32 protein-coding genes and 1 tRNA gene are annotated in these 25,970 nt (G+C 66.9%); 1 reads left to right on the top strand and 32 read right to left on the bottom strand.

The genetic code is table 11. The features are described from left to right. Nucleotides 1-15: 15 nt before the first annotated feature. The 7 genes from ACWGIF_RS01595 to ACWGIF_RS01565 form a co-directional block, all read right to left on the bottom strand. On the bottom strand, nucleotides 16-453 hold the full coding sequence (locus ACWGIF_RS01595) for a hypothetical protein (protein WP_453489358.1): 438 nt from the start codon (nucleotides 451-453) through the stop codon (nucleotides 16-18). 37 nt (nucleotides 454-490) lie between these two features. Next, nucleotides 491-640, bottom strand: a complete 150-nt coding sequence (locus ACWGIF_RS01590) for a hypothetical protein (RefSeq protein ID WP_388517594.1) — start codon at nucleotides 638-640, stop codon at nucleotides 491-493. Next, the gene (locus tag ACWGIF_RS01585) at nucleotides 637-837 is read right to left on the bottom strand and encodes a hypothetical protein (protein WP_453489355.1); all 201 of its coding nucleotides are present in this window, start codon (nucleotides 835-837) and stop codon (nucleotides 637-639) included. The genes ACWGIF_RS01590 and ACWGIF_RS01585 overlap by 4 nt, the downstream gene beginning before the upstream one ends. Beyond that, the gene (locus tag ACWGIF_RS01580) at nucleotides 834-1,310 is read right to left on the bottom strand and encodes a hypothetical protein (protein ID WP_453489352.1); all 477 of its coding nucleotides are present in this window, start codon (nucleotides 1,308-1,310) and stop codon (nucleotides 834-836) included. The genes ACWGIF_RS01585 and ACWGIF_RS01580 overlap by 4 nt, the downstream gene beginning before the upstream one ends. Before the next feature lie 47 nt (nucleotides 1,311-1,357). Beyond that, complete coding sequence (locus ACWGIF_RS01575; RefSeq protein WP_453489349.1) at nucleotides 1,358-2,323, bottom strand: hypothetical protein; 966 nt, start codon at nucleotides 2,321-2,323, stop codon at nucleotides 1,358-1,360. Further along, the gene (locus tag ACWGIF_RS01570; RefSeq protein WP_453489346.1) at nucleotides 2,320-2,577 is read right to left on the bottom strand and encodes a hypothetical protein; all 258 of its coding nucleotides are present in this window, start codon (nucleotides 2,575-2,577) and stop codon (nucleotides 2,320-2,322) included. The genes ACWGIF_RS01575 and ACWGIF_RS01570 overlap by 4 nt, the downstream gene beginning before the upstream one ends. Before the next feature lie 201 nt (nucleotides 2,578-2,778). Then, nucleotides 2,779-3,237, bottom strand: a complete 459-nt coding sequence (locus tag ACWGIF_RS01565; protein ID WP_453489344.1) for a hypothetical protein — start codon at nucleotides 3,235-3,237, stop codon at nucleotides 2,779-2,781. A 141-nt stretch (nucleotides 3,238-3,378) separates the two neighbouring features. Between ACWGIF_RS01565 and ACWGIF_RS01560 the strand changes: the two genes are divergently transcribed. Continuing rightward, nucleotides 3,379-3,705 carry a hypothetical protein gene (locus ACWGIF_RS01560; RefSeq protein WP_453489341.1) on the top strand — a complete coding sequence of 109 codons (327 nt, stop codon included), beginning with the start codon at nucleotides 3,379-3,381 and terminating at the stop codon, nucleotides 3,703-3,705. Nucleotides 3,706-3,757: 52 nt separating this feature from the next. Here the strand turns inward: ACWGIF_RS01560 and ACWGIF_RS01555 are convergent, their stop codons facing one another. The 25 genes from ACWGIF_RS01555 to ACWGIF_RS01435 form a co-directional block, all read right to left on the bottom strand. After that, nucleotides 3,758-3,964, bottom strand: coding sequence for a DUF7439 family protein (locus tag ACWGIF_RS01555; protein ID WP_453489338.1), 207 nt, complete (start codon nucleotides 3,962-3,964; stop codon nucleotides 3,758-3,760). A gap of 4 nt (nucleotides 3,965-3,968) precedes the next feature. Next, nucleotides 3,969-4,790 (bottom strand): N-acetylmuramoyl-L-alanine amidase, encoded by an 822-nt coding sequence (locus ACWGIF_RS01550; RefSeq protein WP_453489335.1) that lies wholly within the window; start codon nucleotides 4,788-4,790, stop codon nucleotides 3,969-3,971. 71 nt (nucleotides 4,791-4,861) lie between these two features. Further along, nucleotides 4,862-5,236 (bottom strand): DUF2746 domain-containing protein, encoded by a 375-nt coding sequence (locus ACWGIF_RS01545; RefSeq protein ID WP_453489332.1) that lies wholly within the window; start codon nucleotides 5,234-5,236, stop codon nucleotides 4,862-4,864. Beyond that, nucleotides 5,233-6,555 carry a tail fiber domain-containing protein gene (locus ACWGIF_RS01540; RefSeq protein ID WP_453489329.1) on the bottom strand — a complete coding sequence of 441 codons (1,323 nt, stop codon included), beginning with the start codon at nucleotides 6,553-6,555 and terminating at the stop codon, nucleotides 5,233-5,235. Before ACWGIF_RS01540 ends, ACWGIF_RS01545 begins: the two co-directional genes overlap by 4 nt. A 69-nt stretch (nucleotides 6,556-6,624) precedes the next feature. Beyond that, nucleotides 6,625-8,556: a hypothetical protein gene (locus tag ACWGIF_RS01535; protein ID WP_453489326.1), complete on the bottom strand. Its 1,932-nt coding sequence runs from the start codon at nucleotides 8,554-8,556 to the stop codon at nucleotides 6,625-6,627. Beyond that, a complete protein-coding gene (locus ACWGIF_RS01530) occupies nucleotides 8,557-8,862 on the bottom strand; it encodes a hypothetical protein (protein ID WP_453489323.1) in 306 nt (101 codons plus the stop codon). It lies immediately after the preceding gene. Then, nucleotides 8,862-10,067 carry a siphovirus ReqiPepy6 Gp37-like family protein gene (locus tag ACWGIF_RS01525; RefSeq protein ID WP_453489320.1) on the bottom strand — a complete coding sequence of 402 codons (1,206 nt, stop codon included), beginning with the start codon at nucleotides 10,065-10,067 and terminating at the stop codon, nucleotides 8,862-8,864. Before ACWGIF_RS01525 ends, ACWGIF_RS01530 begins: the two co-directional genes overlap by 1 nt. Next, a complete protein-coding gene (locus ACWGIF_RS01520) occupies nucleotides 10,068-10,922 on the bottom strand; it encodes a phage distal tail protein (protein ID WP_453489317.1) in 855 nt (284 codons plus the stop codon). Nucleotides 10,923-10,929: 7 nt separating this feature from the next. Continuing rightward, nucleotides 10,930-14,751, bottom strand: a complete 3,822-nt coding sequence (locus ACWGIF_RS01515; RefSeq protein ID WP_453489314.1) for a hypothetical protein — start codon at nucleotides 14,749-14,751, stop codon at nucleotides 10,930-10,932. A 3-nt stretch (nucleotides 14,752-14,754) separates the two neighbouring features. Beyond that, nucleotides 14,755-15,069: a hypothetical protein gene (locus ACWGIF_RS01510; protein ID WP_453489312.1), complete on the bottom strand. Its 315-nt coding sequence runs from the start codon at nucleotides 15,067-15,069 to the stop codon at nucleotides 14,755-14,757. Nucleotides 15,070-15,149: 80 nt separating this feature from the next. After that, the gene (locus tag ACWGIF_RS01505) at nucleotides 15,150-15,479 is read right to left on the bottom strand and encodes a phage tail assembly protein (protein ID WP_453489309.1); all 330 of its coding nucleotides are present in this window, start codon (nucleotides 15,477-15,479) and stop codon (nucleotides 15,150-15,152) included. Between the two features lie 123 nt (nucleotides 15,480-15,602). Continuing rightward, nucleotides 15,603-16,343, bottom strand: a complete 741-nt coding sequence (locus ACWGIF_RS01500) for a phage tail tube protein (protein ID WP_453489306.1) — start codon at nucleotides 16,341-16,343, stop codon at nucleotides 15,603-15,605. 43 nt (nucleotides 16,344-16,386) lie between these two features. Next, nucleotides 16,387-16,896 carry a hypothetical protein gene (locus tag ACWGIF_RS01495; protein ID WP_453489303.1) on the bottom strand — a complete coding sequence of 170 codons (510 nt, stop codon included), beginning with the start codon at nucleotides 16,894-16,896 and terminating at the stop codon, nucleotides 16,387-16,389. Beyond that, entirely contained in the window at nucleotides 16,871-17,362 is a 492-nt protein-coding gene (locus tag ACWGIF_RS01490) for a hypothetical protein (RefSeq protein WP_453489301.1), read from the bottom strand. The genes ACWGIF_RS01495 and ACWGIF_RS01490 overlap by 26 nt, the downstream gene beginning before the upstream one ends. Further along, nucleotides 17,359-17,697, bottom strand: coding sequence for a phage head-tail adapter protein (locus tag ACWGIF_RS01485; protein WP_453489298.1), 339 nt, complete (start codon nucleotides 17,695-17,697; stop codon nucleotides 17,359-17,361). The genes ACWGIF_RS01490 and ACWGIF_RS01485 overlap by 4 nt, the downstream gene beginning before the upstream one ends. Next, complete coding sequence (locus ACWGIF_RS01480) at nucleotides 17,694-18,152, bottom strand: hypothetical protein (protein WP_453489295.1); 459 nt, start codon at nucleotides 18,150-18,152, stop codon at nucleotides 17,694-17,696. The genes ACWGIF_RS01485 and ACWGIF_RS01480 overlap by 4 nt, the downstream gene beginning before the upstream one ends. Nucleotides 18,153-18,231: 79 nt before the next feature. Then, nucleotides 18,232-19,287 carry a hypothetical protein gene (locus ACWGIF_RS01475; protein ID WP_453489292.1) on the bottom strand — a complete coding sequence of 352 codons (1,056 nt, stop codon included), beginning with the start codon at nucleotides 19,285-19,287 and terminating at the stop codon, nucleotides 18,232-18,234. An 84-nt stretch (nucleotides 19,288-19,371) separates the two neighbouring features. After that, the gene (locus ACWGIF_RS01470; protein ID WP_453489289.1) at nucleotides 19,372-19,887 is read right to left on the bottom strand and encodes a hypothetical protein; all 516 of its coding nucleotides are present in this window, start codon (nucleotides 19,885-19,887) and stop codon (nucleotides 19,372-19,374) included. Between the two features lie 2 nt (nucleotides 19,888-19,889). Then, nucleotides 19,890-21,032 carry a VG15 protein gene (locus tag ACWGIF_RS01465; RefSeq protein ID WP_453489286.1) on the bottom strand — a complete coding sequence of 381 codons (1,143 nt, stop codon included), beginning with the start codon at nucleotides 21,030-21,032 and terminating at the stop codon, nucleotides 19,890-19,892. After that, nucleotides 21,029-22,468, bottom strand: coding sequence for a phage portal protein (locus ACWGIF_RS01460; RefSeq protein ID WP_453489283.1), 1,440 nt, complete (start codon nucleotides 22,466-22,468; stop codon nucleotides 21,029-21,031). Before ACWGIF_RS01460 ends, ACWGIF_RS01465 begins: the two co-directional genes overlap by 4 nt. A gap of 33 nt (nucleotides 22,469-22,501) precedes the next feature. After that, nucleotides 22,502-24,148: a terminase gene (locus tag ACWGIF_RS01455; protein WP_453489281.1), complete on the bottom strand. Its 1,647-nt coding sequence runs from the start codon at nucleotides 24,146-24,148 to the stop codon at nucleotides 22,502-22,504. Between the two features lie 20 nt (nucleotides 24,149-24,168). Continuing rightward, entirely contained in the window at nucleotides 24,169-24,600 is a 432-nt protein-coding gene (locus ACWGIF_RS01450) for a phage terminase small subunit (RefSeq protein ID WP_453489278.1), read from the bottom strand. Nucleotides 24,601-24,613: 13 nt separating this feature from the next. Further along, entirely contained in the window at nucleotides 24,614-24,874 is a 261-nt protein-coding gene (locus ACWGIF_RS01445) for a thioredoxin family protein (RefSeq protein ID WP_453489275.1), read from the bottom strand. Continuing rightward, nucleotides 24,871-25,113, bottom strand: coding sequence for a hypothetical protein (locus ACWGIF_RS01440; protein WP_453489272.1), 243 nt, complete (start codon nucleotides 25,111-25,113; stop codon nucleotides 24,871-24,873). The genes ACWGIF_RS01445 and ACWGIF_RS01440 overlap by 4 nt, the downstream gene beginning before the upstream one ends. Nucleotide 25,114: 1 nt before the next feature. Further along, a tRNA-Met gene (locus tag ACWGIF_RS01435) sits at nucleotides 25,115-25,187 on the bottom strand. Between the last annotated feature and the right edge of the window lie 783 nt (nucleotides 25,188-25,970).

Genomic DNA, 25,970 nt, shown 5'->3' with positions numbered 1-25,970 from the left:
TTTATCACACTAGGATCACTCGAAGTCGGGGGCGTCGTTCACGGCCGCCTCCGCCTTGGCCTCACGAGCGTTGGCGTACGCGACGACCTTGGTGCGGGCGTCGGCGTCGTTGAGCGGACGCCACACCCACGCGGGACGCTGGCCCGGCTTCTTCGGGGGGATCTGGTCGAGGGTCACGATGGTCGCGCCGCCGACGATGGTCTCCAGGTCGCGGGCGAGGATCGTCTGCTCGATGCGCGTGCCCTTGGTCACCTCGGGGGTGCCGGCCGCGAGCTGGCCCTGGTCCTTGAAGACGGTGACGTCCGCGAGGACGGAGTCCTTCGGCCCGTTCGGGGTCGGACGCTGGCGCTCGAAGGAGTGGACCTCCAGGAGGATGGCGACGGCGCTCTGAACGTCAGCGGGCTTGAACCAGCCGCCGGCCTGCACGGGGATGTCGAGAAGGTTGAGAGCCACTAGGCGTATCTCCTTGTATTCGGTGAACGGTGTTCGGTTACTTGGTGAGGCAGCGGGCCGGCATGTCGCCGACCTTGCTGAAGGTCCAGAGCCCGCACGGTGCGGACGTCCAGAGCCAGATGCTGGCGATGATGCCGAGCGCGAGGGTGACGATGACGGCGACTTCCTCGCCCTTGGTGGGCTTCACCAGGGTCGGGCGGGGATGACGACGGTGGACGCCTGGGCGTCGATCACCTTCTGTCCAGGAGGCGCGCTCTCCCGAAGGGTCTTCACGACGTCCTTCGAGTGCTGCGCGGCGAAGACCTTCTCGTCGATCAGGAACCCGAGGGGGAGATCGACTTCCAGGGCGTAGGTCACGGTGGAAACGATGGTCACCTTGCTCACGCGGGCAGCGCCTTCCCCTTGGCCTTGTAGGCGTCCATCACGGCCGGGTCAGCGAAGAAGGACTGGTTCGCGGCCCACACCTTCTTCAGCTCGGCGCGGCTGGTCTGCTTCTCGATCTCGCCGAGAATCCAGGCGTTCTTGTCCTGCTCGGGGGCCGCGGGCGTAGCCGCCTGCTGCGAGCCGCCGACGCTGGCCCACGGGTCACCTGCCGGCTTGGCCGGGGGGCTGGGCTCCTCGGAGATGACCGTCGCACCGAGCTGGGTGGCGATCAAACCCTTGCCGTGGGCGATGTTCGTGGCGTTGGTGACGACGTCTGATAGCGTCAGTCCTGTCAGACTATCACGCTCCATCCCGAAGAAGTCGATGACGTCCTCGCGGACCTCTCCCGGCCGGCCCTTGAAGACCGCCCAGCTATCGTCATACGACTTGCCGTACTTGATGGTGACGGTGATGCTCCGACTCGATTCACTCACTCGCCGTTGCTCCTCTCTCGCGGTGACTTAGTCACTCTATCACACTTTCAGCCGGTCGAAGCAAGTTGCTTCTCTGTGGCCTGCCTCACGAACGGCATCATCGCCTTGCGCGACTTCGACCGCATCCCCCGGATCGTCAGCGCCAACTGCGCTGCCTCCCAGCCGAGGTTCAGATCCACCCAGTACAGGGTGCACTCCGCCTTGCCCGCCGGCAGGTGGATGATGATGCCCCAGTCCTGATTCACGGGCGGCAGAGGCCGGTAGGCCCCCGCTGCGTCCTGTTGTTCTATCACACGCTTCTTGAAGGCAGCAAGCTCGGCCTTGCTGTCGACGTCCACCGGGAAGCGCGTGTGGTCGTACAGCACGCCGCGCGAGTAGCACGCGAGCTGCGCCGCCATCTTCAGACCGCCGTACTCCACCGAGCCCGTCTTCAGGTCACAGATGAAGTTGTCGGAGATGAACTCCCCGCGCGGGTCTTCACCTGCGTACTCGGCCATGCGGTCGAAGGTGCCGGCGACCCCCAGCTCGTCGACCACGACGAACTGCTCGACGGCCTTGACCGTCAGCACCGACGTCTCCATGAGGTAGGCCCCCATGTCCTCGACGTCCTGCGCCGACGCCGTACGCGGGAGCTGCTGACCCGCGTCGACCAGCTCAGACAGGTTGTGCAGGTGCGTACCGCGCTCGCGCTTGTCGTTGGCCCCGGAGGCGTCAGTCGCCTGCTCGGCCAGGAAGTTGAGCGTCTTCTTGTCGTCCGGGTCCTCGGGGTTCAGGCCGCGGGCCTTGTCCACCAGGTCAGCGCGCTTGGTGGCGCCGACCAGGACCATGCGCTTGCCCCAGTCGATCAGGGCCGACTTGTCCTCGATGCAGTCGATGAAGGTCGTGGTGCGGGTGTAGCCCTTCGGCTTGCCGCCAGCCATCGGCACGACGAGCGGCCGGCCCCAACCGTCCCGAGGAACCGAGTGGTTGGGGTGGACGGGCTTCTGCGGGATCTCGATCAGGTTCAACGTCACGCGGCCACCCGAGGCTCGCGGTCGCACAGGAACGTGATGATGTTCCCGTCTTCGTCGAACTCCTCGTCGTACTCGTCCTGGTCGATCATCTCCAGGCCGAACTGCTCCAGGAAGTCGAGGACGTCCTTCATGATCGCGGGGTCATGGTCGTACGGGTCGGTGATCATGCGGTAGTCCTCCGACTCGGCATCGATGATGACGCGGATGCGCCCCTCATCGGCCACGAGGTCGGCCCTCTCCAGGACTCGAAGCACTCTCAACTCCTTCAGGTGTGTTAGTGAGACGAACTGTGGAACGGGATAGTCGCACATCCGGCAGGACTTCGTCAAGCAGTTCGAATTTGAAGATGGTTAAAACCTAACGGAGATCGTGTATCGCTCAAGTAAAAGGTGACGGTCCGTAGATAACAAAAAGACCCCCTCTTCCCGAGGGGGTCTTAGCAGGTCAGCGCGCCGTCAGCGCTCGTCAGCGTTGCGCCGCTGGGTCGTCTTCTCCTGCGGCCGGCGGATGAGGTCGTCGTCGCCAGGCTCGCGCGGGACATAGAAGAACCCGTCCTTAGTGTCGGGGTCGTAGTGCACGACCGCGTTCTCCTCTTCGAGCATGTTCTTCCAGGACTCCAGACGCTTGGTCTTGTCCTCGTCCATGTCCAGGCCGGCGCGACGCCGCGCCTCCGCCCGCAGCATGATCACCGGGTAGAGCTGCCGGTGCTCCTTCTTCATCGCCCACGGGATCAGCTCGTCGTTCCGCGCGATACGCCTGGCCAGGCCCTTGCGGTATCGGAAGTTCCCCCACGTCGAGGACACGGTGTCGATGTTGTACTTCCTCTTGTACTCGTCGATCATGTCCTGATACGTCCAGCCCTCCTCGAACCAGCGGATGACTTCACCCTCGTCGACGATCTTCTTCTTAGCCATGGTCTCCCCGTGTCTGCTGGGTGCTGCAACTGTTATCCGGTCGGTGTGTTGGTCTTACCTTCCCATTACAGCTGAGGGTCTGTCAACCTTTCACATGCGCGGTAGAGTGGTAGGCAGCACATAAGCAGCGGAGGAGTGGGGATGAAGATCGAGGTCACCGCCTGCGACATCGACAAGGTGACGCCTGCCACGACGTACACCATCATGCGCGACGGTGAGACGTTCGAGCTGGACCTGTGCGGCGAGGACGCCAAGCCCATCGAAGACCTGATCGCCCGCGCTCAGGGTGGCGGCGACGAGGTGCCTTCTCCCAGGTCAGAGCGCTCGTCGCAGTCGTCTCCGACCAGGCGGCCGGCGGCCCGTAAGGGAGCCGTCTCGGCGCCCGAGAGGAAGCCCGACAGGCGACGCAAGGCCCGCGTCACCAGCATGGAGGAGATCGAGCGGCAGAAGCGGGAACAGCAGGGCTGAGACGACAAGAGCGCCCCCACCGACCAGAGCGGTCAGTGGGGGCGTTCGTGTGTTACTCGGACTCTCCGTTGGGCTGGGCGTAGACACCCAGGGCGGTCAGCACGTGGACGGCGACCGCGACCTTCGGCTCGTCGGCGAGGTAGAGGGAGGCCAGGCCGGCGAGCGTGCCGAGCGTGGCGACAGCGGCCTTGGCGTAGGGCTGCACCTTCTTCGGCAGGAGCGGAAGGATCAGAGCGACAGGCTTACCGTGCTTGGCCATGGGCTCACGCCTTGACGGAGAAGCCGCGCTTCGCGCCGAGCTTCTTCAGGCTGGTCAGGCCGGGGATGCCGTCCGCGTCCGCACCGGAGTAGCCGAGCTTCTGCTGCCACTTCCGGTAGGCCGCGATCGTGGTCGTGCCGAAGGAGCCGTCCGAGGCGTAGGCCGCGGAAAGCAGGCCCTCGGCCTTCAGGGCAGCCTCGACGATCTTCACGTCCGCCGGGTGCGTGGTTGCGCCCTGCTTGGCGCCGGGGTCGCGCTTCGCGGCGGCCACCACGTTGGACAGGTCGACGACCTTCGCGGCCGGCTTGCTCGGGGCCGGCGCAGGTGCGGGCTGAGCACCAGCCGGGGCAGGCATCCCGGCCTGGACCCAGGCGTACAGCGGGCCGCCGGGACAGGCGGTCGCGATGCCGTCCCGGTGGCCCTTCTTCGCCAGGGTCCGGCCGGTCTTCCGGCACGCCTCGTCGTACAGCGCACGCGCGGCGGCCAGCGCCTTGTCGCTCGGCTTCTGGTCACCGCCGATGGCTATCTGGACACCGAAGCCGGACACGTTGTGACCGGGGCAGTGGGCTCCCTGGCCGGTCCAGCCGCGGCCCTCGAAGATCGTGCCGTTCTGGTCGATGACAAAGCTGTAGCCGATACCCGCCCAGCCCTGCGCCTGGTGCTGGCGGTCGATGGCCTGCGGGACAGCGTTGCCGGTCGCGGTGACGTGGTTCGCGCCGTCGTAGTGGATGAAGAACTCGGTGCGCTGGTTGAGCGCGACGTGGTTCGGGGTGCCGTTCCAAGGCTTCGCGCCCCAAGCTGCGCGGGAGACGATCGAGACGGACAAGGGGGGTACCTCCAGGGGAAAAGGCGAAGGCCCCGCCTCGCTGGGAGACAGGGCCTTCGGAGTGGGGCGGGTCAGGCGGCGTTGGCCGCCATGTGGTCGTCGAGTCGCTCGGACACCGCCAGGCGTTCGCGGCGCTCGTGCGCGATGTCTGAGCGGAGGGCGGCGATGTCCTCGGCCTGCTCGCGCAGGGCCTCGTCGTGGCGGGTCTGGCCGTCCAGGACGCGGTCGATCCGGTACATCACGGAGTCGAGGTCGTCGCGGAGATTCGTCGAGTGGGTGTTCGCCACCTGGTCGCGCGCCTCCTGGACGTGCTCGCGCACCTCGCTGAGGGACTTGTTCTGGCGGCGGAGGAACTCCGCGGCGATGCCGAGCAGGGTGACCATGACGGTGCCGCCGGCCGTTACGAGGGCGACCTGCACGGTGGGCTCCATGGCGAGAGTCGTCACGCCGCGCCCTCCAGGGCCGCCAGGCGCTCCTCCAGGTTCGCGATCTTCGCGGCCTGGTCCTGGACGACCGGGATCAGCGCGACGCCTAGCAGGTCGTAGCGCAGTCCGTCGACCTCGCCGTTCAAGTAGTTGATCAGCCAGGGAAGGTGAGTCTCGACCTCCTCGGCGATCAGGCCGACCTCGTCCTTGCCGCCCTCGCGCACGGTGCCGTCCTCGTCGACCTGCGTCTTGCGGTCGTAGATGACGGGGCGGAGAGACAGGACGTCGTCCGCCTTGACCTCGAAGTCGCGGACGTTCTCCTTGAACTTGATCGAGCTGGTGTTGCGCGCGAACGTGCCGTCGCCCTGTACCCACACCGCGTAGTAGGTGCCGGACCCGGAGACCGAGTCGGCGTGGACGCGCTTGGAGCCGTTGGCCCAGGCGATCGTCGAGCCGGACGTCAGGTACTCGCCGTGGCTGTGGCCGCTCGGAGGGAACGAGCTGGGCTTGCCGCTGATCGAGGTCCAGTCGTGCGAGTGGGACGACGGGGTGAACGTGGTCGGCTTCGAGGTGATCGAGAGCCAGTCGTGGGAGTGAGCGCTCGGGGGGTAGGTGGTGGGCCTGCCTGTGACCTGGGCCCAGTCGTGGGTGTGTGACGTGGGGTTGAAGGCAGTCGGCTTGTTGTTTACCTCGGTCCACTCGTGCGTGTGCACATCCGGGGGGAACTCGTTCGGCCGGCCAGAGATCGAAGCCCACGTCACGGTGGGGGCGAGGGCAGCCCACGCCGAGCCGGTCCAGTATTCCCACTGGTTGGTCGAGGTGTTCAGCCCGAGCCGGCCGATGCGGGGAGAGGTCGGGCGGGTCGAGGTCGTCCAGCCGCCCACGGTGGTGCCGATGAACCGTCGCTCACCAGTAACGGCGGATGCCGTGATCGTTGCGGCGCCCACGGCGACACTGACCTGGGCCAGTGGGAACTCGTAGACGCCGGTGTCGGTCTGTGTGACGGCCGGCACCCCACCGCCGGGCGTTCCTTGCACTACGGCGAGAACGATGGAGTTCGCGGCCGGGTCGAGACGCAGAACCACGCGGTCGATGCGCACACTCGTCGAGGCTGCGGCGATCGTGACGGTCTCCGTGGCTGTCGACTGGACCGCATGGCCGCGGATCAGCGCGAAGCCGGCGCTGACCTTGACCTGCATACCGGAGCTGTCGCCGAAGACGTTGAAGCCAGAGCCGCCCACCTGGTCGGCGACGCCCGTGGACTGAAGCTCACGGAAAAGGTAGGAGAACTGGCCCTCGCTGACCGGCTGCTCGTCGAAGGGATAGGAAGTGATGGTCACTGGGGGGTCCTTCCTGGGAAAAGGAAAGGCCCCCGGACCGAGTCACGGGGGCCTTGCGGATGGGGCGGGTCAGGCGAGCGCCATGACGATCGGGTCGTGGCTGGTCAGCACACTCGTCTTCGTAAACGAGGCAGGAAGCGAGGTCTGACTGTTGAGGTGCGCGGCGCGCATGAACGCTGTACCCAGGAGGTGGAAGTTGGCCGGGGCGGAGACTGCCCAGTTCTCGACGAAGTGGTAGTAGAAGTCCGTGGCTGAGCCGGCCGACACCAGGAAGGCCGCCCAGTACCGACCAGGCTGCATCACGTAGGAAGCGGTCAGGTTGAACGGCACGGCGCCCGTGTGGTTGTCGGTGATGTCGGTTGGGGTGCCCGGCTCCTGTCCGGCACCAGGCACCGGGTTAGCGGTGCCGCCAAGCGCGGTGCTTCCGGTCCAGGCGACCCGAGATCCAGCCTCGTTGTAGATGCCGGCGAAGAAGCGGGTGTTCGGCAGGATGGTGGACCCGCCCCATCCACGAGCGAAGACGACGACCTTGCTGACGGTGGTCGGCTCTGTGATGTTGATGCCGGCCAGGTACATACGGCCGATCACGGCTGCCTTCAGAGCGTTCCGCTGTGTCACGCCGTTCGAGTCGATGTACGCCTTCCAGTCGAAGGCGTTGGGGATGGTGGCCGGGTCGTGGGACCACGCCTGGAAGCCGAGGGACTGTGGTGTCCAAGAGTTCCTGGTGCCGCCGCCCACGTTGACGATCCGACCGTCGCCTTGGCGGACCTTCATCTCGCCGCCTTCGGCGTAGGCGACGACGCCGTTCGAGGGGTTCGTGGACGGGACCGTGGAGGCGTTCTGCATCCCGAGGACGCGCACGCCGCCACCGAACGGTGAAGTCGTGTCGCCGACACCCACGTTGTAGAAGGTGGCGCGCGTACTGTTGCTGTACGGGTGGCCGGCGTCGGTGACGCGGAAATATGTGGACGCGTCCGAGCTGCCGTACGCGGTCAGGGGGTGGCCGCTGGTCGGCTGGATCACCACGGGGCCCGTCACGGTTCCGCCGGTCAAGGGCAGGCCGTCGCCACCTGTACCGACCTCGAAGACCGTGCCGTCACCCTTGCGGATGTACGGCTTGCCGGCCTTCGAGTAGAGGTGGATACCTGTCGCTGGACCGGTCGGATCGGTGGCTATGTCCTTGGCGCCGATCGAGCCGGCCGCGGTGAGCTTCGCGTCGCCATGCGCGGACGTGGTGCCGATGGCGACCTGGCCGGTCCCTCGGTCGCCGTACATGATCGTCGACTTGAACGTGCCGTCGTCGTTACGGGACGAGAGGCGGAAGTTCGAGCCGGACCCGTCGCCAGCCTCGGCGACGTCATCCTTCTGGAAGGTCCAGCGCTTCACGCCGCCGACGTCGAGGCTCCACTGCCGGTACGCGCCGGACGCCCCGTTGAGGGAGAAGTCCCCGGTGAAGGTCCCGCCGCTCGTCGGCATGGCGTTCACGTCGGCCGCCGTCAGCGTGATGCTGGAGGCCGACTTGCCGTTGACCGAGGTGACCAGGCCGTTCGTGCCGGGGTCACCCTTCGGGCCCTTCAGGTTCATGATCGCGGTGCCCCAGCCGGACACGCCGCGCTGCCACACGTCACCGGTATCGGTGCGGAGCAGCATGTCGCCAGGCTTGGTGTCCGCGCTCGACGTCGAGGTGTTGTTCGTGTACCACTTCGAGCCGCCTACCGTGCCGACCTGAGCCCAGGTGCCGGCCGTCTTCTTCCAGTGCGTCAGCGTGGTGCTGGTGATACCGAGGTAGGTCCGGGTGTCGTCCTGGATGTAGATGTCGCCGTCCACGCCGACGCCCGAGGTGGGCGCGGTCGTCCCGGTGAGCACCTTGCTGCCCGCAGCGCCCGGAGCACCGTTCGTGCCGTTCGTGCCGGGGTCACCCTTCGGTCCCTGCGGGCCGGTGGCTCCGGTAGGTCCGACGACGCCGGAATCCTCCGGTGCCGGGTAGATGCTCAGTCCCACTTACACAACCTCCACTCCGCTGACGTGCAGCGTGCAAACCGCGCCACTGCCTTGTACTTGGATCGTTTCGTTCTCCTCGACCACCTGGTTGATCTCCAGGGTGAGCACGCCCTTCGCGGCCAGGCTGACCGCCGGGAGGATGTCCACCCCGGCGAGCTTGACGACGACCGACCCAACGGCCGTAGTGCTCGGGTTCGCGGCGACGATGTTCGTGACGATCGCCATGCCGGATGTGGGCACGGTGTAGGCGGTCGTCAGCGCCGTAGGGGCAGCGCCCCGGAAGAAGTTCATCGGCGTTGTAGCCACTACCAAACTCCCATGATCGACATGATGTCCGAGCCGCCCGAGCCCGCGTCCGCGCGCTCCAGTCGGGAGACGCGCTTCTCGGCGCTGGACAGCCGCTTGTTCAGTGCGACGTCGAGGTTGAACCCCGTCGCGTCGCCGAGGACCGCGCCGACCATGAACCCGGTGGAGCCGGCCTTCAGGGCGAGTCCGGTCACGTTGGACTTCAGCTCCTGGCCGTCCACCACGACCGCGACCCGGTCGCCCAGACCCCAGTCCTTGCCGAACGCCATGGTCGAGTCCTCCATGGGCACGAGCTGGACATCGACGGCGGTGAAGCCTGCGTCGGCTATCACCTCGTCGCCAGCCTGCTGAAGCTCGTCCCACTTATCGGTGTTGCGTTGGTCGACCCACTGCTCGATGCGGCGCCCCCAGTCGTTCTCTGCTTCGAGGCTCGTGGCCGAGTCGATCTGAAGGAGCTGCCGGTTGGTCAGCTCTCCTTGGCCGGCCACGATGGCGCGCGTCACGCCGGGGGCTGAGATGGTCGCGCGCTGCCCAGACAGGGTGCCGTTCAGCACGTCCAGCCGGATGAAGTCGGTCCTGTCCAACACCTCGTAGGTCTCGAAGACAAGCCCTGTTCCACGCTGTATGACGCGGAAACCGAGGTTGCCCAACAGAGCGACCTCGGTCAGCAGGTTGCCCAGCACGGGGAAGCGTGCCGACTTCACGACCTGGGGGCCGCGGGCCAGGTCAGCGCCCATCGTGAGCGCCGTCTTACGCCGTCCAACCGGTGCGCTCGGGCCGATGTTGGCCCGGACGAACGAGTGCATGACGCTCTCTGCTGGACCCTGTCTGACGTCATGCGCGAGGGCCTGCGTCGCCCCGTTGGGGTTGGTCGGCTGAGGGAAGGCGAGCATGTCGGAGAGGATCACGTCGTCAGACACGCCATCGAAGACGACCGAGCCGCCGGGGTCTTCAGGGGTGGAGGCGGACTCGAACCTGACCATCGGTCCGGACATCAGGGTGTAGCTGGGGCCGGTCACGATGATCCCGGCCCCAGGCGTACGCAGGTGCGGCGTAAGCGGGTGCTCCGCCGCGAGGGTGAGCTTCCAGGACCCGACGTTGTTGAAGGTGTCCTGCATCTCGAAGACCAGCTCCTCGGGCCGGACCAGGCCCACCCGAGTCAGCGTCTTGTCCCGCACTTCGACGGTGATGTCTTGCAGTCGCACTCACACCACCATCCACTTCCGCGGCTGCCACGAGCAGACGATCCGGGAGCCCGACGAGATGTCGAGCAGTGACGCCTCGGCCGTAGAGAGGCCGGGCTGGACCGTCCAGAAGCGCGGCGCGGCGTCGAGCTGGTCGTAGCGGTTGGCGCCGGACTGGTCGGTGACCGTGCCCTTCTTGGTGTCGATCGTGAGCACCTGGCCGGCGGTCAGGGTGCCGTTCCACCGCAGCCGATCGCCGCTGGGCGAGACAGCTGTGAACGTGTTGCCCGGCCCGTGGATCTTCCAGATCGGGTACGCCTCGGCGTCACCCGAGTTGTCGAGCTGGATCGTGCCGATCGCCTGAGAGGCCGCGACGGTCAGCTTGGAGAGGCTGGAGAGGAACGGGGCGGAGGTGGCACCCGTGATCTGGCGCGTCTCGGTGACCGAGGACGTCCAGTACGGGTCCGGGGCTCGGAAGGTCACGACCGTCTCGAACTCGGTCTCGCCGATCGTCTCCACGCCGTACGTGAACTCGCCGCCACCCACCCGATAGACGTCTGTCACCCATCGGGTGCCGTCGTCGTTCTGGAGGGTGAGGGTGCACCTCCCGGCCAGCGCCAGGGCCAGCCGGGAGAGGTGCGCTTGGAGGTCCCGGCGATTCCTCGCGAGGATCTCGATAGGGATGTCGATGTCCCTGGGCAGGACTCGCCTACGTCGGTACACAGCGCCGTCGCCGGCCCCTTCGAGCCACTGGACGGCGACGGGGGGCAGGCCGAAGCCTGTCACCCCCGTCTTGGCCTGGAAGCCCAGGCCCTTGTCCGCGATCTCGTTGAGGTCGAGCGTGTCTGCGCCGCTGCTCAGCAGGAGCTTCGGCAAGACCGAATCACCATCCCATCCGGGCTCGGTTGGCAGCGGCGAAGAGATCCTCTTCGGAGCCGAGAGAGGAACCCGGTGCTGCGTAGTAGTTGAGGACCTTCGTCGAGCCGCCCGAGTCGGCCCCGGCGAGTGCCGAGGAGATGGCGGCCGTGACGCCACGCGAGGCGCCGAACGCACTGATCGACGGGGCGCCGAACTCAGTGCCGGCGACGTCGTTCGTCAGCTCCTTCAGGGACCGCTTGACGGCGTCGTACCGGGACTCCAGACCCTTGATGAATCCGTTGATCACGAGCTGGCCGGCGTTCACCAGCAGCACGCGGTCGAGGGACTCGGGGCCCTTCCAGTCCGTGAGCTTGTCCGTCAGGGAACCCAGGGCGTTCTTGACGTCGCCGAACATGCCGGTGATGCCGGAGATGAAACCCTTGATCAGCTCGATACCGGCGTTCTTCAGTGTCGAGCCGAGGTTGGACAGTGCTTCCCTGGCCTTGGTGGGCAGCTTCCGAACTTCGGTGACGGCCTTGAGCAGCCACTCACCGATCGTCGTGACCAGCTTGCTGAACGCTTCCCTGGTCGCCGTCCAGACCGAGTTCCATCCGTCGGAGAAGAACCGGCCGATCGAGCGCAGCCCGTCCATGGCCTTCGTGCCCAGGTTCGAGAAGAACGAGGAGAAGCCCGAGCTGATCGAGTTCCAGGCGTCCTTGCCGAACTGCGAAACCTTCTGCCAGCCCGACTTGAAGGCGTTCCCGATGAAGGTCAGGCCCTTCTTCACTGCGCCGAGGACGCCGACAGAGAGCCAGGTGATCAGGGCGCCGAGGATCGTGTCCCACAGGCCCTTCAGGAACAACCAGAGGCCGTCCCACATCTTCTCCAGGCCGCTGAGACACCGGTCCCAGTCGCCGGTGAAGATGCCCTCGAACAGGCCGATCCAGAATTCGAAGTAGCCCTGGATCATCATCCAGACGCCCTTGAAGATCTCGACCAGTCCTTCGAGGACCAGGGCGACGCCGTTGATCGCGGCGACCAGTACGCCGATCAGCAGCTCGGCGATGAACGAGATGATCGGGGCGAGGATCGGCATCAGGAAGTCGATCAGTGCCTTGATCGCTTCGAGGAACGGCATGAGCGCCTGGACCAGGCGATCGAAGGCGTCCTTGAGGAGCGGCAGCATCTTCTCTGCGACTTCCTTGACCACCGGAATCAGCGGGAGGATCGCGGCCGTCAGGATCTTGATCAGGATGTCGACCAGCGGCATGGCCGCCTGGACGATCCCAGCCAGGAACTCGGCGACGATCGGCAGGATCGGGGCCAGGCCCTCGATGAGGGCCGCGACGAGCGGGGCGACCGCCGTCAGGATCTGCGTGAACAGTTGGACGATGACCGGCAGGATGATCCCGAGGGCCTGGAAGGCCATGGCGAGCGCGTCCTGGATGATCGGGACGAGCTGCATGATGATCGGCGAGAGCACCTGGAAGGCGCTGGTGAGAGCGCCGCCGAGCAGCTCGATGATCGGCAGGATCGACGGGGTCAGCGCGGTGAACGCGGCGGCCAGTGGAGTCAGCGCGGCTGCGATGAGCGGGCCGAGCTGCGCGGCGAGTGCGCCGACGATCGTCAGGACTGCGCCGAGCGCCTGCCCCAGAGGGGCCAGTACGGGCAGCACTCCTTCGACGCCGGCCTGGATACCGTCGAACAGGGCGTAGAGGCCGACGAACACATGGGGCTGGTTCAGCGCGGCAGCGATGCCGCCCATGGCCGTGCCGAGGATCGTGCCGACCTGCGGCAGGAGCACCGCGAGCTGTACGGCGAACTCGCCGAAGAACGCCTTGACCTGCGCGCCGCCTTCGGTGGCCATGTTCTTCATCGCGTCGTGCGCGGCCTTGAACAGGTTGGTCATCTTGGCCTGCACGCCACTGCTGTCTACGGCCTCATGGACTCCCGCGAGGGTGTCCCGGACCATCTGCAAGGTGGAGCCGCCGGCCTTGGTGGCGGCGTTGGAGATGCCGGCGAAGATGCCGAACATCTCCTTCAGGATTCCGCCGAGATCCTTCAGGGCCTCGATGCCCTCGTCGATCTCCTGCTTGAGGCCGCTCTCGCCCTTCATGTTCAGCCAGTTCGACGCTCGCTTGGCGATGTCCACGAACCACGCGGCGAGCCTCGGGAGGTAGCCAGCGCCGACCTCGCCGAGCACCTTGATGATGTTGGCGAAGGCTCCGGTGCCCTTCGTGGCCTCGTCGATCGACGCGGAGAGGTCGTCGAACATGCCGCCGAGCGCGGGCGCGAGGCTGGTCTTGAGGGAGTCGGCGAAGCCGCCGAAGAACTGGCCGAGCTGGGTGGAGGTCTTCTCGAACCCGCTCGTCAGCTCGGGTATGAGCGTGTCGATCAGTTCCCTGATCGGCTTCTTGGCCTCGGCCCAGAAGTTCTTGCTGATCAGGTCTTGGAGCTGAGAGAGCTGCCCCTTCACCTGGGGCAAGACCTTGTTGAAGTCCTTGAACGCGGCGACGGTGGCACCGATGCCGATCGCCATGCCGCCGAGAATTCCGGGCAGGGCGAGGGACGTTGCTCCGATCTGCGCGAGCGAGGAAGACAGGGCGAAGAGGTTGCTCGTCGCGGCCAGGCCCCACCCGGCGAGGCCGGCGATGGCCGTGGCCAGCGTGCCGATGATCGGCACGTTCTTGTCGAGGTTCTTCAGGGTGTTGCCGAGCTTCTCGAAGAGGTTGCCGAGGACGCGGGCGCCGGACAGGGCCTGGAGCATCGCCGTGGCAGTCGCGGCGGCCGACAGGGAGACCTTCGGGAAGAGGTTCACCACGCGGTCGCGCGCCAGTCGGGCCATGGTTGCCACCACCGCGGCGATGGCGGACTTCGAGGTCTCCGGCTCGATCTCGGCCTTCAGGCCGTCGATCTTGTCCTGGAGGTCGTCGATCTCCCGTTCCACCTTGGCCTTGGCCAGGGCGTCCATCTCGGGAGTGATCTTCGCCTTCAGCTCCTGCATCTGCTGGAAGGCACCTTCGAGCTGACGCTTGAGCTTGGCCACTTCCTTCTCGTCGAGCTTCGGGTTGATGGTGATGTCGTCCATCAGCTCGCGGATCTCGTCGTACGCAGCCTGGGCCGTCGCGAGGTCCCAGTTCAGCTTGACCTCCGCCTGAAGGTCGAGCCGCGACTGGAGTTCGGCGCGGGCCTGGCGCAGTGATGCCTCGTCGAGTTCGACTTCGAGGTCCACGGTCCTGAGCTTGGCCAGCTCGCCTTCGATCTTCGCGATGGCTGCTTTCAGGGAGGCGTCATCGCCGTAGTCGACTTCCAGCTCCAGGCGAAGGTCGCCCTTCAGCATCTCGCGTACGGCGAGCAGCTCGGCCTCGTCGACCTTGACGTCGATCTCGATCTCGCGGAGCTTGCCCAGCTCGGCGTCGATCTTGGCGATGGCCGCCTTGATCGAGTCCTGGCTGGACTCGTCGATCCGCAGGGTGATCGTCTGGATCTCGGAGAGGCGCTCGCGCAGCATGTCGAGGCCGGCGGTCAGGTCGTCCTCGTTGAGGTCGATCTGGATGTCCGCCGCGTCGAGCTTGTTCAGCTCGCCCTGGATGCGGCCGATCGCCGCCCGGACCGAGTCCTCGTTGTCGAGGTTGACCTTGAGGTTGATGTCCTTCAGGGCCTGCTGTGCCTGGGCCTGGACCTTCTCGGCCTGGGCCTTGATGCCGTCCGCGTCGAGGACGACCTTGGCCTTGACCTCCAGGCCCTTCTCGGCCTGCTCCAGCTCCTTGCGGGCCTCTTCCTTGAACTTGCTCGTGTCCGGCAGGATGCGGATCGCTACGCGACCGACTACCTGTCCATCTGGCATGGCCTACCTCCGGGCGCTGAACTGCTTGTAGATCTCCGCCACGGTGAGGCGGCGCTTCTTCTCGCCCTTGCGGGGCTTCTTCTTGACCTTGGGTCGGGGGTACTCGGGGATCTTCGGAGCGCCCTTCTTGCCCCACTGGCCGCTCGCTCGGGTGTTTTGGTTGAGCGCGTCATAGAGGTCGGCTGCCATGTGGCGGTCCGTGCCCCAGCCGAAGTGCTCCCTGCCGCCCGACGCGAGGGCCATGGTCAGAGAGGTGTCGGGCAGCCTCCGCACCAAGAGGTGGACGAGGGCCGGCGAGGGCCCCCGACCTTCCACCACGTCCACGAGGTTGATCCCGTAGTGGAAGAGGAGGTCGGGGTAGAGCCCTTCGCCGTACTCGTCGATCAGGTGCGCGAGGCTTAGGCTTCCCCCGCCTGCGTGCCCTTGCTGTAGGTCTCGAAGATCTGGGCCAGGAGCGCGAGGTCGCCGCTGACCTGCTCGATCAGCTTCTCGGCGACCTTCTTGTCCTTCGCTACCAGGCGGATCGCGTCCGCCAGGACGTCGCCCTGGTCCAGGTCGGAGTCCTTGTCGAGCTTGTCCTGGAGGGACGCCAGCTCGTCGCGCTCGGCCTTCGCCAGTCGCAGCGGGTTGCGCAGGATGACGGTGGTCTTGTCGTCAACCTGGATGTCGGTCGAGCCGTACTTCGCGTCGGCGGCGGCGCGGATGTCGTCGAGGGAGAAAGTAGCCATGAGGTGCGGACCTCCAAGGGTCGGGGGAGAACGGGGGAGCGGACCATCGGGAAGGGCCTCCGCGGGGAGGCCCCCAGCGCGTAAGGAGGTCCGCACCACTTACGCGCTGGGGGAGTTGCTGGGTCAGACGACCTGGCCGGCGTTCCAGGAGTCGCCGTCCCAGTGCGTCTTCGAGCCGTCGCCGAGGACGACGTGCTGGCCGGTGGTCCAGGCGGTCGCCGGGCTGGCCGTCACGGTGCTCATGTCGGTGAGCTGGTAGGGGGCGACCGAGCCGGTCGGGGTGAAGGAACCGGGCGAGCCGGCGGTGGCGCCCGTGGCGACCGTGCCGCCGAGCGGGGTGATCGCGTAGGACCAGGCGTTGGCGCCGTGCGGCATCGGCTTCACGCCGAGGGGCAGGCCGGCGAGCGACTCGGTGTCACCGAAGGACAGGTCGTCGCTGCGGTAGATCTCGGCCTTCGGGGCGTAGAAGGCGAAGTGCGACTCGCCATCGACGAAGACCGCGAGGAAGGCGCAGGTGGTCGGCGTGGGGTCGACCGGGACGCCGACCGTGCCGTCCGGCAGAACCTGGGCGTTCGAGCCGTAGTAGAGCTTCAGGCCGTCCACGTCGAACTGCTGCAACGTGAAGCTCATCGTCTCCGAACGAGTGCTGTACTTCGTCCGGAGGGACTTGTTCTGGAGCGAGCCGATGGTGGTGGCCTCGCCGCCCTCGGAGGTGATCGAGAAGATCTCCTCCAGGCTGGTGTGGCCTACGGCCTCCCAGGGGGACAGCGGGGCCAGGAGGTCGGCCGGCATCTCGGTCCCGGTGGGAGCCGTGAGGTAGTTACCACTGCCGATGACGAGGGTTGCGGCGTCGTTCAGTGCCACGAGGGGTCTCCTTACTTACCCCAGGTGTGTTTCACTATCACACCTAGGGCTGGGTGTTCGGGATGGGGAAGGGACGGGCGCGTGGCTTACGGATCTCGACGTCGTACTGCGTCTCGTAGCGCCACACTCCGGTCGGGAGGTCGGCGTACTGCACGGGTCCGGTCGCAGTCGCCCAGTCGGTAGCCCGTCGAGGGGCTGAGGCCATGTCCACTCGGGTCAGGTGGCCGCGACCGGCGTAGACCTTCTGGTTCAGCCAGGCGTCGCGAAGGACCACGCGAACCGCCTCGGCGAGGATCGCCGCGTCAGCGTCGCCGTCCGGGTCCTCGCAGAAGGACTGGACCGAGATGCGCGCCGAGTCGGTGAAGCGGGCGTCGCCGGTCCAGGTGCCGAAGCTCGGGTCACGGCGGACGAGTACGAGAGGGAAGCTCTGGTCCCTGGCGATCAGGGAGTTCACGGCGATGCCGGGGAGGCCCTCGCGGAGCACCGCGAGGAGAAGATCCTCAACAGGGGAGAGTTCGGCCAGCGCCTTAATCTCGGCGGGAAGACCGGCCACGACGGGCACCCCCCTTCTTCTGGCGGATCTTGACGTGGCGCCTGACCTTCGAGCCGCCCTTGCGCGAGCGGGGGAGGTTGGCGGCGTCGGTGAGGATGTAGAGGCCGTTCATGGCGCCGACCGTGTACTCGTTGACGGTCTCGCCCTCGGGGTTCAGCAAGGTCACGTCGTAGGCACCGCGGCCCAGCTCGATCGAGAGCGCCGAGTTGGCCTTGCCTGCCTGCTCGTCGGTGGCGATGTCCTGGAGGACCACGTACCGGTCGACCCGGCCGCGCTCGGTCTGGATGCTGGTGTTGCTGACCGCGGCGCGCGACTTGCGGTCCTGCTTGACCCGCTGAAGGTTCTCCTCGGCCCGGACGCGAATCTCGAACTGGGTGAACTCGACCTCGCCCTGCACCCCATCCATCAGGGCCAGGTACTCCTCCAACTTCAGGCCCTCGACCGACTCGTCCCAGTCGATCTTCACGGCCGCTCCCGGATGTCGATCGACCAGTGCCGGGTCTTGCGGGTGCCGTGGTGGTAGGCCGGCGGCGTGACGATGTCCCACTGGGAGCCGAGCACCTCGACGCGGGACCACAGGGTCACGTCGGGCAGGTCGGCATCGACGACCATGCGGGTGATGTTGATCTGCTGCTGACCGGGGACTTCGGCCCGAGCCGAGCGCTGCGGGATGAGCGCACAGCGCACTTCGATCGGGCCCGCCGGGTCGGCCACAAGCACCTTGTTGCCTCGACTGTCGATGTGCTCGACCGTCTTCCAGACCTTCGCTGGTACGCCGCGCCTGCGCTGAAGGCTGCTCACCAGGGTTCCCCCTCGTCAGCGAACAGGGGGAAGTCCTTGCCGTGCTCGGTCGGCACGAGGCCGGCGGAGACGGGGCGAAGGACGGTCCGCCAGGCGACGACGTCCGCCGAGTACAGGGGGGCAGCCGAGCGGCCGGCCAGGGAGGCGAGGAGTCGAGTCTCCTCGTCGGTGAAGTAGACGGTGCCTGCGTTTTCGCCGGCCGCGTCGTTCCAGCCCAGGGTCTCGTCGCCCGCGCGGGACTGGGTGTAGCCGTCCGGGTTGGACATGTACCGCTTGCACGCCTTGAGCACGAGGGTGCGCACCATGCGGGGCGCGGAGGCGTCCGGCCAGTCGCGCCCGTAGTGGGCGGCCAGGTCCGAGGCGTCCTCCAGGGCCGACGTCGCGATGCGCTCCTCGTCAGCGTCGAGCGTCCAGTCCAGTCGCCCCTTCAGGTCATCGAGGGTGGCATAGGCCACGGGATCTCCTTACTCGTCGGGGCGAGAAGGGCCGGGCGCGATGTCTCACTATCACACCCGGCCCTGCTCAGTGACTGGATTAGACGGAAGCGCCGTCAGCCGGGCCCGCGATGCCGGTGATCGCAGCCAGCTCCTGGGCCTTCTCGTCCGGGCCGTCCGGGTCCGGCAGGACGTCAGCGGTCGCGTCGAGGTCGAGCTTGATCGCGCGGACGAAGTGCTCGTGCTCGGAGACGAACGCCTGGCGGGTGTTGGCGTCGCGGCCGATCAGGGTGTCCTGAACGATGCGGAAGCCCTTGTAGGTGTTCACGATGCTGCGATCCGTCATGCGGGTCGCGTCGTAGTCGCGAATCCAGCGCAGCGCCACACCGTTGTAGGACGCGGCAGCACCGAACGGGACGGACTGCGGGACGGACGGGGCACCGGTCGCGAAGATGAACGCGGAGCCGACCATCGCGACGGCGAAGTCAGCGGGCAGCTCGTTCGAGACGACGATGTTGAAGCCGAACCGGCGGCCGATGGTGGCCTCCTTCAGCGCGGAGACAGCCTCGGCGTCGCCCACGTTGGAGGCGAGGTTGAGCTTGTCGTCCGAGAGGAGCGCGGTCTCCCAGCCGGAACCGACCAGGAGGGTGCGCTGCTCGGCCGGCACCCGGAGCTTGTTCATGACCTCGCGGGCGCGGATCAGGGTGCCTCGCAGGTCACGGCCGGACTTCGAGCCGGCCAGGGTGATCTCGTACGGGGCGTCGAGCAGGTAATCGACGGCCTGGTACTCCAGGCCCTTGCCGACCGCCTCGGTCTGCTTGGCCATGAGCTTCGCCCAGCCGTTGAGGTCGAACGCTTCCTGCTCGTCGGTGAGCTGCACGGCGGAGTAGATGTCCCCACCGAAGGTCACCTGCACCGTCTTCTCGCTGTAGGTGTCGAACTGGATCTCGGTGCTGCGATCGTTCCGCCACCCGTACGTACGGAACGGCAGGACGCCTTCGACCTTGACGTTGATGGCGTCGCCCTTGGCGCCCTTGAACTGGTCGACGCCCTCGCGCTGGAAGACGGCAGGGACGACGAGGGACTCTTCGAGAGCGACGGCCGCGGTTGCGGCGAGCTTCTCCGGCTTGATGACGTCGTGCGGCGTGTAGGCCACGGGATGGTTCTCCTGTCGGTAGGAAAGGGGAGGCTCGGCATGTTGGTCTCACTAACACACCTGGGCCAGAAGAAAGGAGGGTGCTCAGTAACCGCGCCTGCGCGCGGCACGAGCGGCCTTGACCGGGTCGAAGTCGTCGTTGCCGTCAGGCGGCGTCAGACCTCCGCCGAGGGACTCGGGGGCCGGCGATGCGATGAGCTTCTGAAGCTCCTGCGCGTCGGCCTCCAGCTCCTCGGGCGTCGCGCCGGTAAGGCGCTTGGCCAGGGCCTCGGGCAGCTCGTACTTGGCTGCCACGCTGTTGAGCAGGATCTGCCGCTCCAGCGCTTCGTTCTGCGCCTTCAGCTCAGCCACCGCGGACTCGAACTCCTCGGGCGTCTTGGCGTTGGCGAACTTCGCCTCGACCTCACGCAGCTTCACGCGGTAGTTCGCCGCCTCGGCGCGGACGTCGGTCAGCTCCTTGCGGAGCACCTCGGCCGGCACCTCTTCGGTCGGCTTGTCGTCCGGCTTCTGCTCCGTCTCGTCGCCCTTGGGGGCCTCGCCCTCCGGGGGCGTCTCAACGGTCTGCTCGGTCTCGGTGCTGGGGGTTTCCTGCTCGGGCACGCTCACGCCTCCTGGACGCTCGGGGATGTCTGCCGCGCCTCCTGGGCTGCGGCCTTCTGTTCTTGCCGGATGAACCGGCGCCAGGCGGACACAGCCGCCTTGCCGGACAGGCCGCGTGTGACCTTCGGCCACAGCGCCTCGTACCGGCGGTTCAGCTCGTAAAGGTCCGAGCTGCCGTACTGCCCGCGCGAGAAGATCGGCTCGGCGTAGCAGTTGCAGTTGTCGTGGAATTTGTCGCCGTCCGCGTAGTTGCCGGACTCCAGGTCGGCGAGGGACGGGCCGGCCTTCTTCTGCGACCGGTAGACAGCGCCACGAGAGATGAGCATCGCGCACCACCCGCAAGGGGTGCCGGTACGCGAAAGTCTGATGTAGCCGAGGACTCGACGGTCCTTGCTCATGTGGTTCCACACCGCAGAGCGACCACCGTTGTTCACGATCCGCGCAGCCGCCGCGGCCTGCCTGGCGCCCGCCTCTTGGTGGGCTTGGTCGCGGGCCTTGTCGACGTCCGTCGCGGGCTTGCTCTCGTCGATCGCTGAGGTCTTGCGCTCCAGGTTGGCCGGGCCGAGGAGATCGAGGATGGTCCTCGCCTCGTCCTCCGCCTCGCGCTCGATCCGCTCCTCGTCCTCACGTAGGCCGGGCAGCTCCTCGACCAGGATCTGGTCGTCGTTCGGGTCGTCCTCGACCTCCTGGGCCGAGTCGTCCTGACCTTCCTCGCCGGCTTCCACGGGCGCGCCGCTCGCGGCCGGCGAGGAGGGGTTGGGAGCAGGAGAAGCCGAGTCCGAACGCTCCTCCAGGGAGCCGTCCTCGGCATCTCCGACCAGCGCGGCGAACTCGCGCCGCAAGGTATCCAGAGTCACGTACGTAGGCTCCGGATGGTACGGATCAGCCACCGTTGTGCCCGTGCGCAGAGCGCGGGCCAGACGGTAGTAAGCGCGGGCAAGGTCCCGGCTCATGCGGCGCCGGGACATCACCAGCGTGATGGCCTTGCGCAGCCACGCCGTGGACGTGGCAGCCCTCGCGGTAGCGGGGACTGCCTGCCACAGCTTCAACGCCTCCTCGACGGTGCCCGCCCCGATCTGGGTGAGCGCCACCTGGAAGGCGACGGACGCCTGGTCAGCCTCAGCCTGTTTGGTTGGGGTCGTCACGCGGCGAGCACCTCGGATTCAGGCGCCGGCGGTACGGACGTCACGGACGGGGTGGCCCGCGTCAGCGCGGAAGCGAGCTGCCCCACGGAGTCGTCGTCCTCGGCCATGTCCAGCCAGTCCTCGTACTCCGACTGGGTCACGCCAGGCACGCGCTTCCACAGGCCCCTCTTGGGGATGCCGAGCTGCTCGGCCAGCTTGCCGAGAGCGTCAGCGGCCTGCGCGAGGCTGCGCGACTCCATGTCCCGCCACTGCACTTCGCCGTGGAAGTCGTCAGCGGACGAGGCGTTGCCCTCCAGCTCGGCCGCCAGGCGGAAGACCCTCTCCCACGACTCGCCGAAGATGGAGCGGAACTCGGTGATCTTCCGTGCGAGCGCGGTCTCAGCCGCCAGGAGGGCCTCCGCGGAGAGGTTGGCGATCTGCCCCAGCATGTGATGAGGCGGGGTCTGCGAGATCGCTGCCCAGTGCCTAATCGACATGTCCACCGAGTCGATCAGCGAACTGATCGGCCCGGCCGGCAGGCTGCCGAACTTCACGTCGGGGTCCTCGGCGAAGAGGAACCGGCGCGCGTTGTGGTTGATCGGCAGAGGGATCGGGTTGCCCTGCTCGTCGAGGACCAGGTCGCCCGTCTCCGGGTTCCGCTTCAGCGGAGGAGCCATGCCCGTCGCGTAACGCACCTCGTGCGAGGTGTACGTCTGCGCCACCAGCAGGTCGAAGATCGTCTGGTTGATGCGGTTCTGGAGCGGCACCATCGGCTCGACGACGCCGACCGTGCGACCCTCCAGGTCGACGGACGCGGCGAACCGGGTCACCGGACACTCGCTCGCGCCGTGCGCCTTGCCGGCCACCACGCGGATGCCGTCCGGGTCCGTCAGCGACTTGAACGACACCGCGTACTCGCGCTTGCCGTCCCACATACGGGCCCTGCCCGGCACGTCGGGCTTCGCCCAGGCCGTGATCGTCAACGCCGCGTGCGGCGTCTCGTCGTTCGCGGGGTCCTCGTACAGGGCCGCCGTCTTCTTGGCCGACAGGCCCTTGGAGATGACGCCCTTCTTGGTCTTCTCGGTCAGCACGAAGCTGTGCCCGTACGCCAGAGCGCCCCGGTAGATGGCGGCCTGGCGCGCGTCCAGACGCGAGCGCTGCCAGTGCGACCACTCGACCGAGCTGGAGGCCGGCGCGGCAGGCAGGTCCGACTCGCCCTCGCCGGGGCGGAAGCCGTCCACGTACAGCGCCTGCGCGGGTGTCCCGATCAGCAGAGGCATCCAGTTGGACACCGCCCGCTTCGCGAGCAGCTTGTACTCGTCGTCCGCCTGGGGCGGCATGTACGGGTCGTCGTGCTTGCCGTGCACGTAGTTGTCGATCCGCTGGAGTCGGCTCTCGTCGCGATCGAGGATGGCGAGGAGTTCCTTCGCCAGCGATGCTGGGCTGGTGTCGGCCATGCCTCACCACCTTCCTGTCTGTCTATCACACGTCTACATGAAGTAGCCCCGGCCGGAACGAGGCCGGACCTTCTTGCCGCGGGCGCGCAGGTCGTAAAGCGCCTCGTGCGCGAGCATCAGGGCCGCGTACGCGTCGACCTTGCGGGGCGACTCGCGCGACTCCTTGCCGAAGGAGATGCCGTAGTTGTTGGTCCGGCGCCTGGCGTTCAGCGTGTGCCGGCGCAGTGCGAGGTCCCCGTCGTAGCGGAGCTTGCGGTCGAAGATCGAGCGCATCAGGCGCTCGTGCGCCATCGTCGAAGACTTCAGCGAGGAGCGCATGTCCCAGCCGATCGCGTCCTTCGAGGCCGGCGACTTCACACCCAGGCCCTCGCCGTACATCTCCGACCACTCGGAGATGTACGACTCCCACAGAGCCACGTCGGCGTAGAACGCCCGCACGTTGTGCACGCGGAAGGCGTCATGGACAGCTGAGTCGACCTCGGCCCGAGGTACCGACCAGCCCTCACCGCGAGGACCGTCCGGCTTCTCCCACAGGCCCAGGACGAAGGCGCACATGTCCTTGATCCGGATCGCGACCAGCGCGGTCGCGTCGTCCGTCTTGCCGCCGTCGAAGCCCATGACGATCTCGTCGCCCGGCTGGAGCGTGGCGCCCTCGTGCAGGATGTCGGCGAGCTGCTCGGGCCCGTACAGGGCGTCTTCCTCGGCGACGATCTGGTTCAGCCACATACGCCGCGACCGCGAGGCCGAGATCGTCGTGTCGAGAACCGACTGGATGATCGTCTCGGCGACCAGCCAGACCGCGTCACCGCGGATCTTCGGCAGCACGATCCGTAGCGCCTCGGGCGTCAGCGGAGTCTTCGGGTGCGCCTCGATCGAGTCGTAGAGGAAGCCGATGTCGATGGCCTTGCCCTCGCGGATCTTCTCGAAGGCTTCCCGCATCCGCTCGGCGACAGAGTCTTCGCCGGGGAGGTAAGCGTTCGTGATCGCGAGATACCGCGAGTCCTGCTTGGTCGCGTTGCCGTCGATCGTCTCGTACATCTTGTGGCCGGCGTTCCCGAGCACCCAGTGATGGGTCTCGTTGAGCAGGACGAACGTGGTCCGCTTGCCCTCCAGGGCGCGGTACGACGACGTCACGGCTTCGAGCCGGCACTTGCCACCGTTGGCGCGGATCAGGACCGCGCCATCCTTGATGTTGTACTTCGCCTTGAACTCGTCGCTCATCAGCGACGGGATCAGGGCCATGGTGTTCGTGGTCTGCGACTGGTTGACGGCCGTGACCTGAACCCACGCACGCGGGTGGGCCACGCCGACCGGCTCGCCGGCCTCGTCCCAGTGAGAGAAGCGCGACGGCCCACACAGCTCGACGAGACACAGCACGGCGAGCAGAGGGTCCTTGCCCCAGCCCTTCATCCTCTGCAACACGCCCTTGCGGGCGGTGAACCGGCCGTTCTCGTCCACGGCGTACCAGTGGAGGACGAAGCGGAGCTGCTCCCTGGTGAACTTCCAGGGGCCGCCCTCCTCGGAGCGGAGCCACTCGGCGCACCAGCCGGCGATCTGCCAGCCGAGGGTCTTGTGGGGCAGCACCCAACGCCCGAAGGCGTCACGCTGCCAGGTGGGCCCGATGAACTCGGGCTCCAGGAGGTCGATCTCCTCGGGGGTGAGGACAGCCTGCTTGGCCATGGCGCACCCCCCAGGGAAGATCAGTCCACCCCGAGATCCTTCTTGTAGTCGGCGATGGCCAGGACTGCGGCCGGCGTCTCGTCCGGCTCGGGCTCCTGAAGTTCGATGCGCACGCGGCGCCTATCTCCCTCGGCGACCAGGAGTCGCTCGAAGGCCGAGTAGATCGTCTGGAGCATCTGCCCCGACCTCTTGCCCGACTTCTTGTAGTGGGAGAGGTCTTCACACAGCGAGTACGCGAACGCCCAGTCGCTGTTCTGGTAGAAGTCGGCCTGACCGGAGGACTTCAGCGAGTCCCACAGCCGGCGCGCGATGGGGTGCCAGTCGCGGTCCGCGTTGGGGACCTTGACCGGCTTCATCTCGCCTCTGGTCACCGACTGCTGGTCGGTGCCCTTGCGCGACCGGGGGCGCGCGAGGTCTTCTTCACGGTTCGGGACGGGGCCACGAGCGCCCACCGGTCACCTCCCTTCAACGCAGCACGCTGAGAGCGTCCTGTAGTGCAGAACCGAGGAGTGCGCCGAAACGCCTTACCTCCTGGCCATCCCGCTCGATCACGACGGTGGGCACTGCCACAACGTCGTAGATGGTGGCCGTATCCAGGCCGCTTCCAGTTGAGACGTCGATCTTCTCGGCCTCGATGCCGAGCGCCTCCAGCTCGGCCAGGAGCACGGGGCCGAAGCCCCGGCACGGCCGGCACGTGGGGGAGGTGAAGTAGAGGATGCGCGTCACACCAGGCCGCCCGTCAGGAAGTGCGCGGACAGCCAGGCCATGAAGGCGAGCAGAACAAGCCGCCGCACACGCACTGAACCGGTAGCCGCCGGTCGCTGCTCTCCTGCTCGGCCGATGCCGAACCACTTCCAGACGTGCTCGGAGAGGGTGTCTCCTCGGTCGTCTCGGGCAAGGGCTACTCCTTCGATGACACAGAACGCTCCGAGCCAGCCGACCCAGAGCCATGACCAGATATCCATGTCGATCCGGCAGGGCTCGAACCTGCGACCTCGGGGTTATGAGTCCCGCGCTCTACCGACTGAGCTACGAATCGTGAGCACGCCCGGCAGGAGTCGAACCTGCTGGCTGCGGCTTTGGAGACCGCGCCGCGACCACTCGCTCGAACGCTCCTCAGCCCGCCGTAGCGGGAAGTCGAGCCCCTCGGGGTAGCGAGCCGAGGGGCGAGGCACGCACCAAGGGAGAGGAGGCCCTGGGGTGCCGGCTGGCGCTCTACGAGCAGGGGGAGGACTCGGAGCTGCCAGGTCTTACGTGAAGCCCGGATGGGCCTCGTCACGTCGGAACCGCTTACTGATCTGCCGCCGCTTTCGCGCGCTGGCCGCGGCCCCTTCTTGCGATGACTTCCGCTGGTGATGCCATCCGCAGAGCGATCTCAGGTTGGCTTCTCGATGATCGTCACCAGCGATGATGTGGTCCACGTCCGTGGCCAGCTCGTCGCACCGCTTGCCGTACTGGTCTCGCGCGGTGCACTGATGGCCGTCTCGCCGAAGGACTCGTCTCCTGATCCGGTCCCAGTCATGGGGTAGCCGGCTCTTTCGGTCCGAGTCACGCCACTGAGGCAGGCGATCACCTCCTGGCCGTGGAAGCTGATCCCCTCGACGACGTCCTACCTGAAGAGGTAGCTGCTCGAAGCTGTCGACCCGAGGGGCAGTCTGTAGGAGTACGTGGCTGCGTTCAGTGGGCGCTCCGCGCCCTAACTGCCAAGCCCGAACTACGTCAGTCGGAAGCATCTGGCGAGGCCCGACAGGGCCTCCAGCCTGCTAGTTCGTCTAGCCACTGACGCTTACATATATATATACGGAAGACGATCTTGGTTTTT

The sequence above is a fragment of the Streptomyces sp. NPDC054849 genome (genome assembly GCF_053610945.1).
This window is presented reverse-complemented; position numbering and strand designations above follow the sequence as displayed.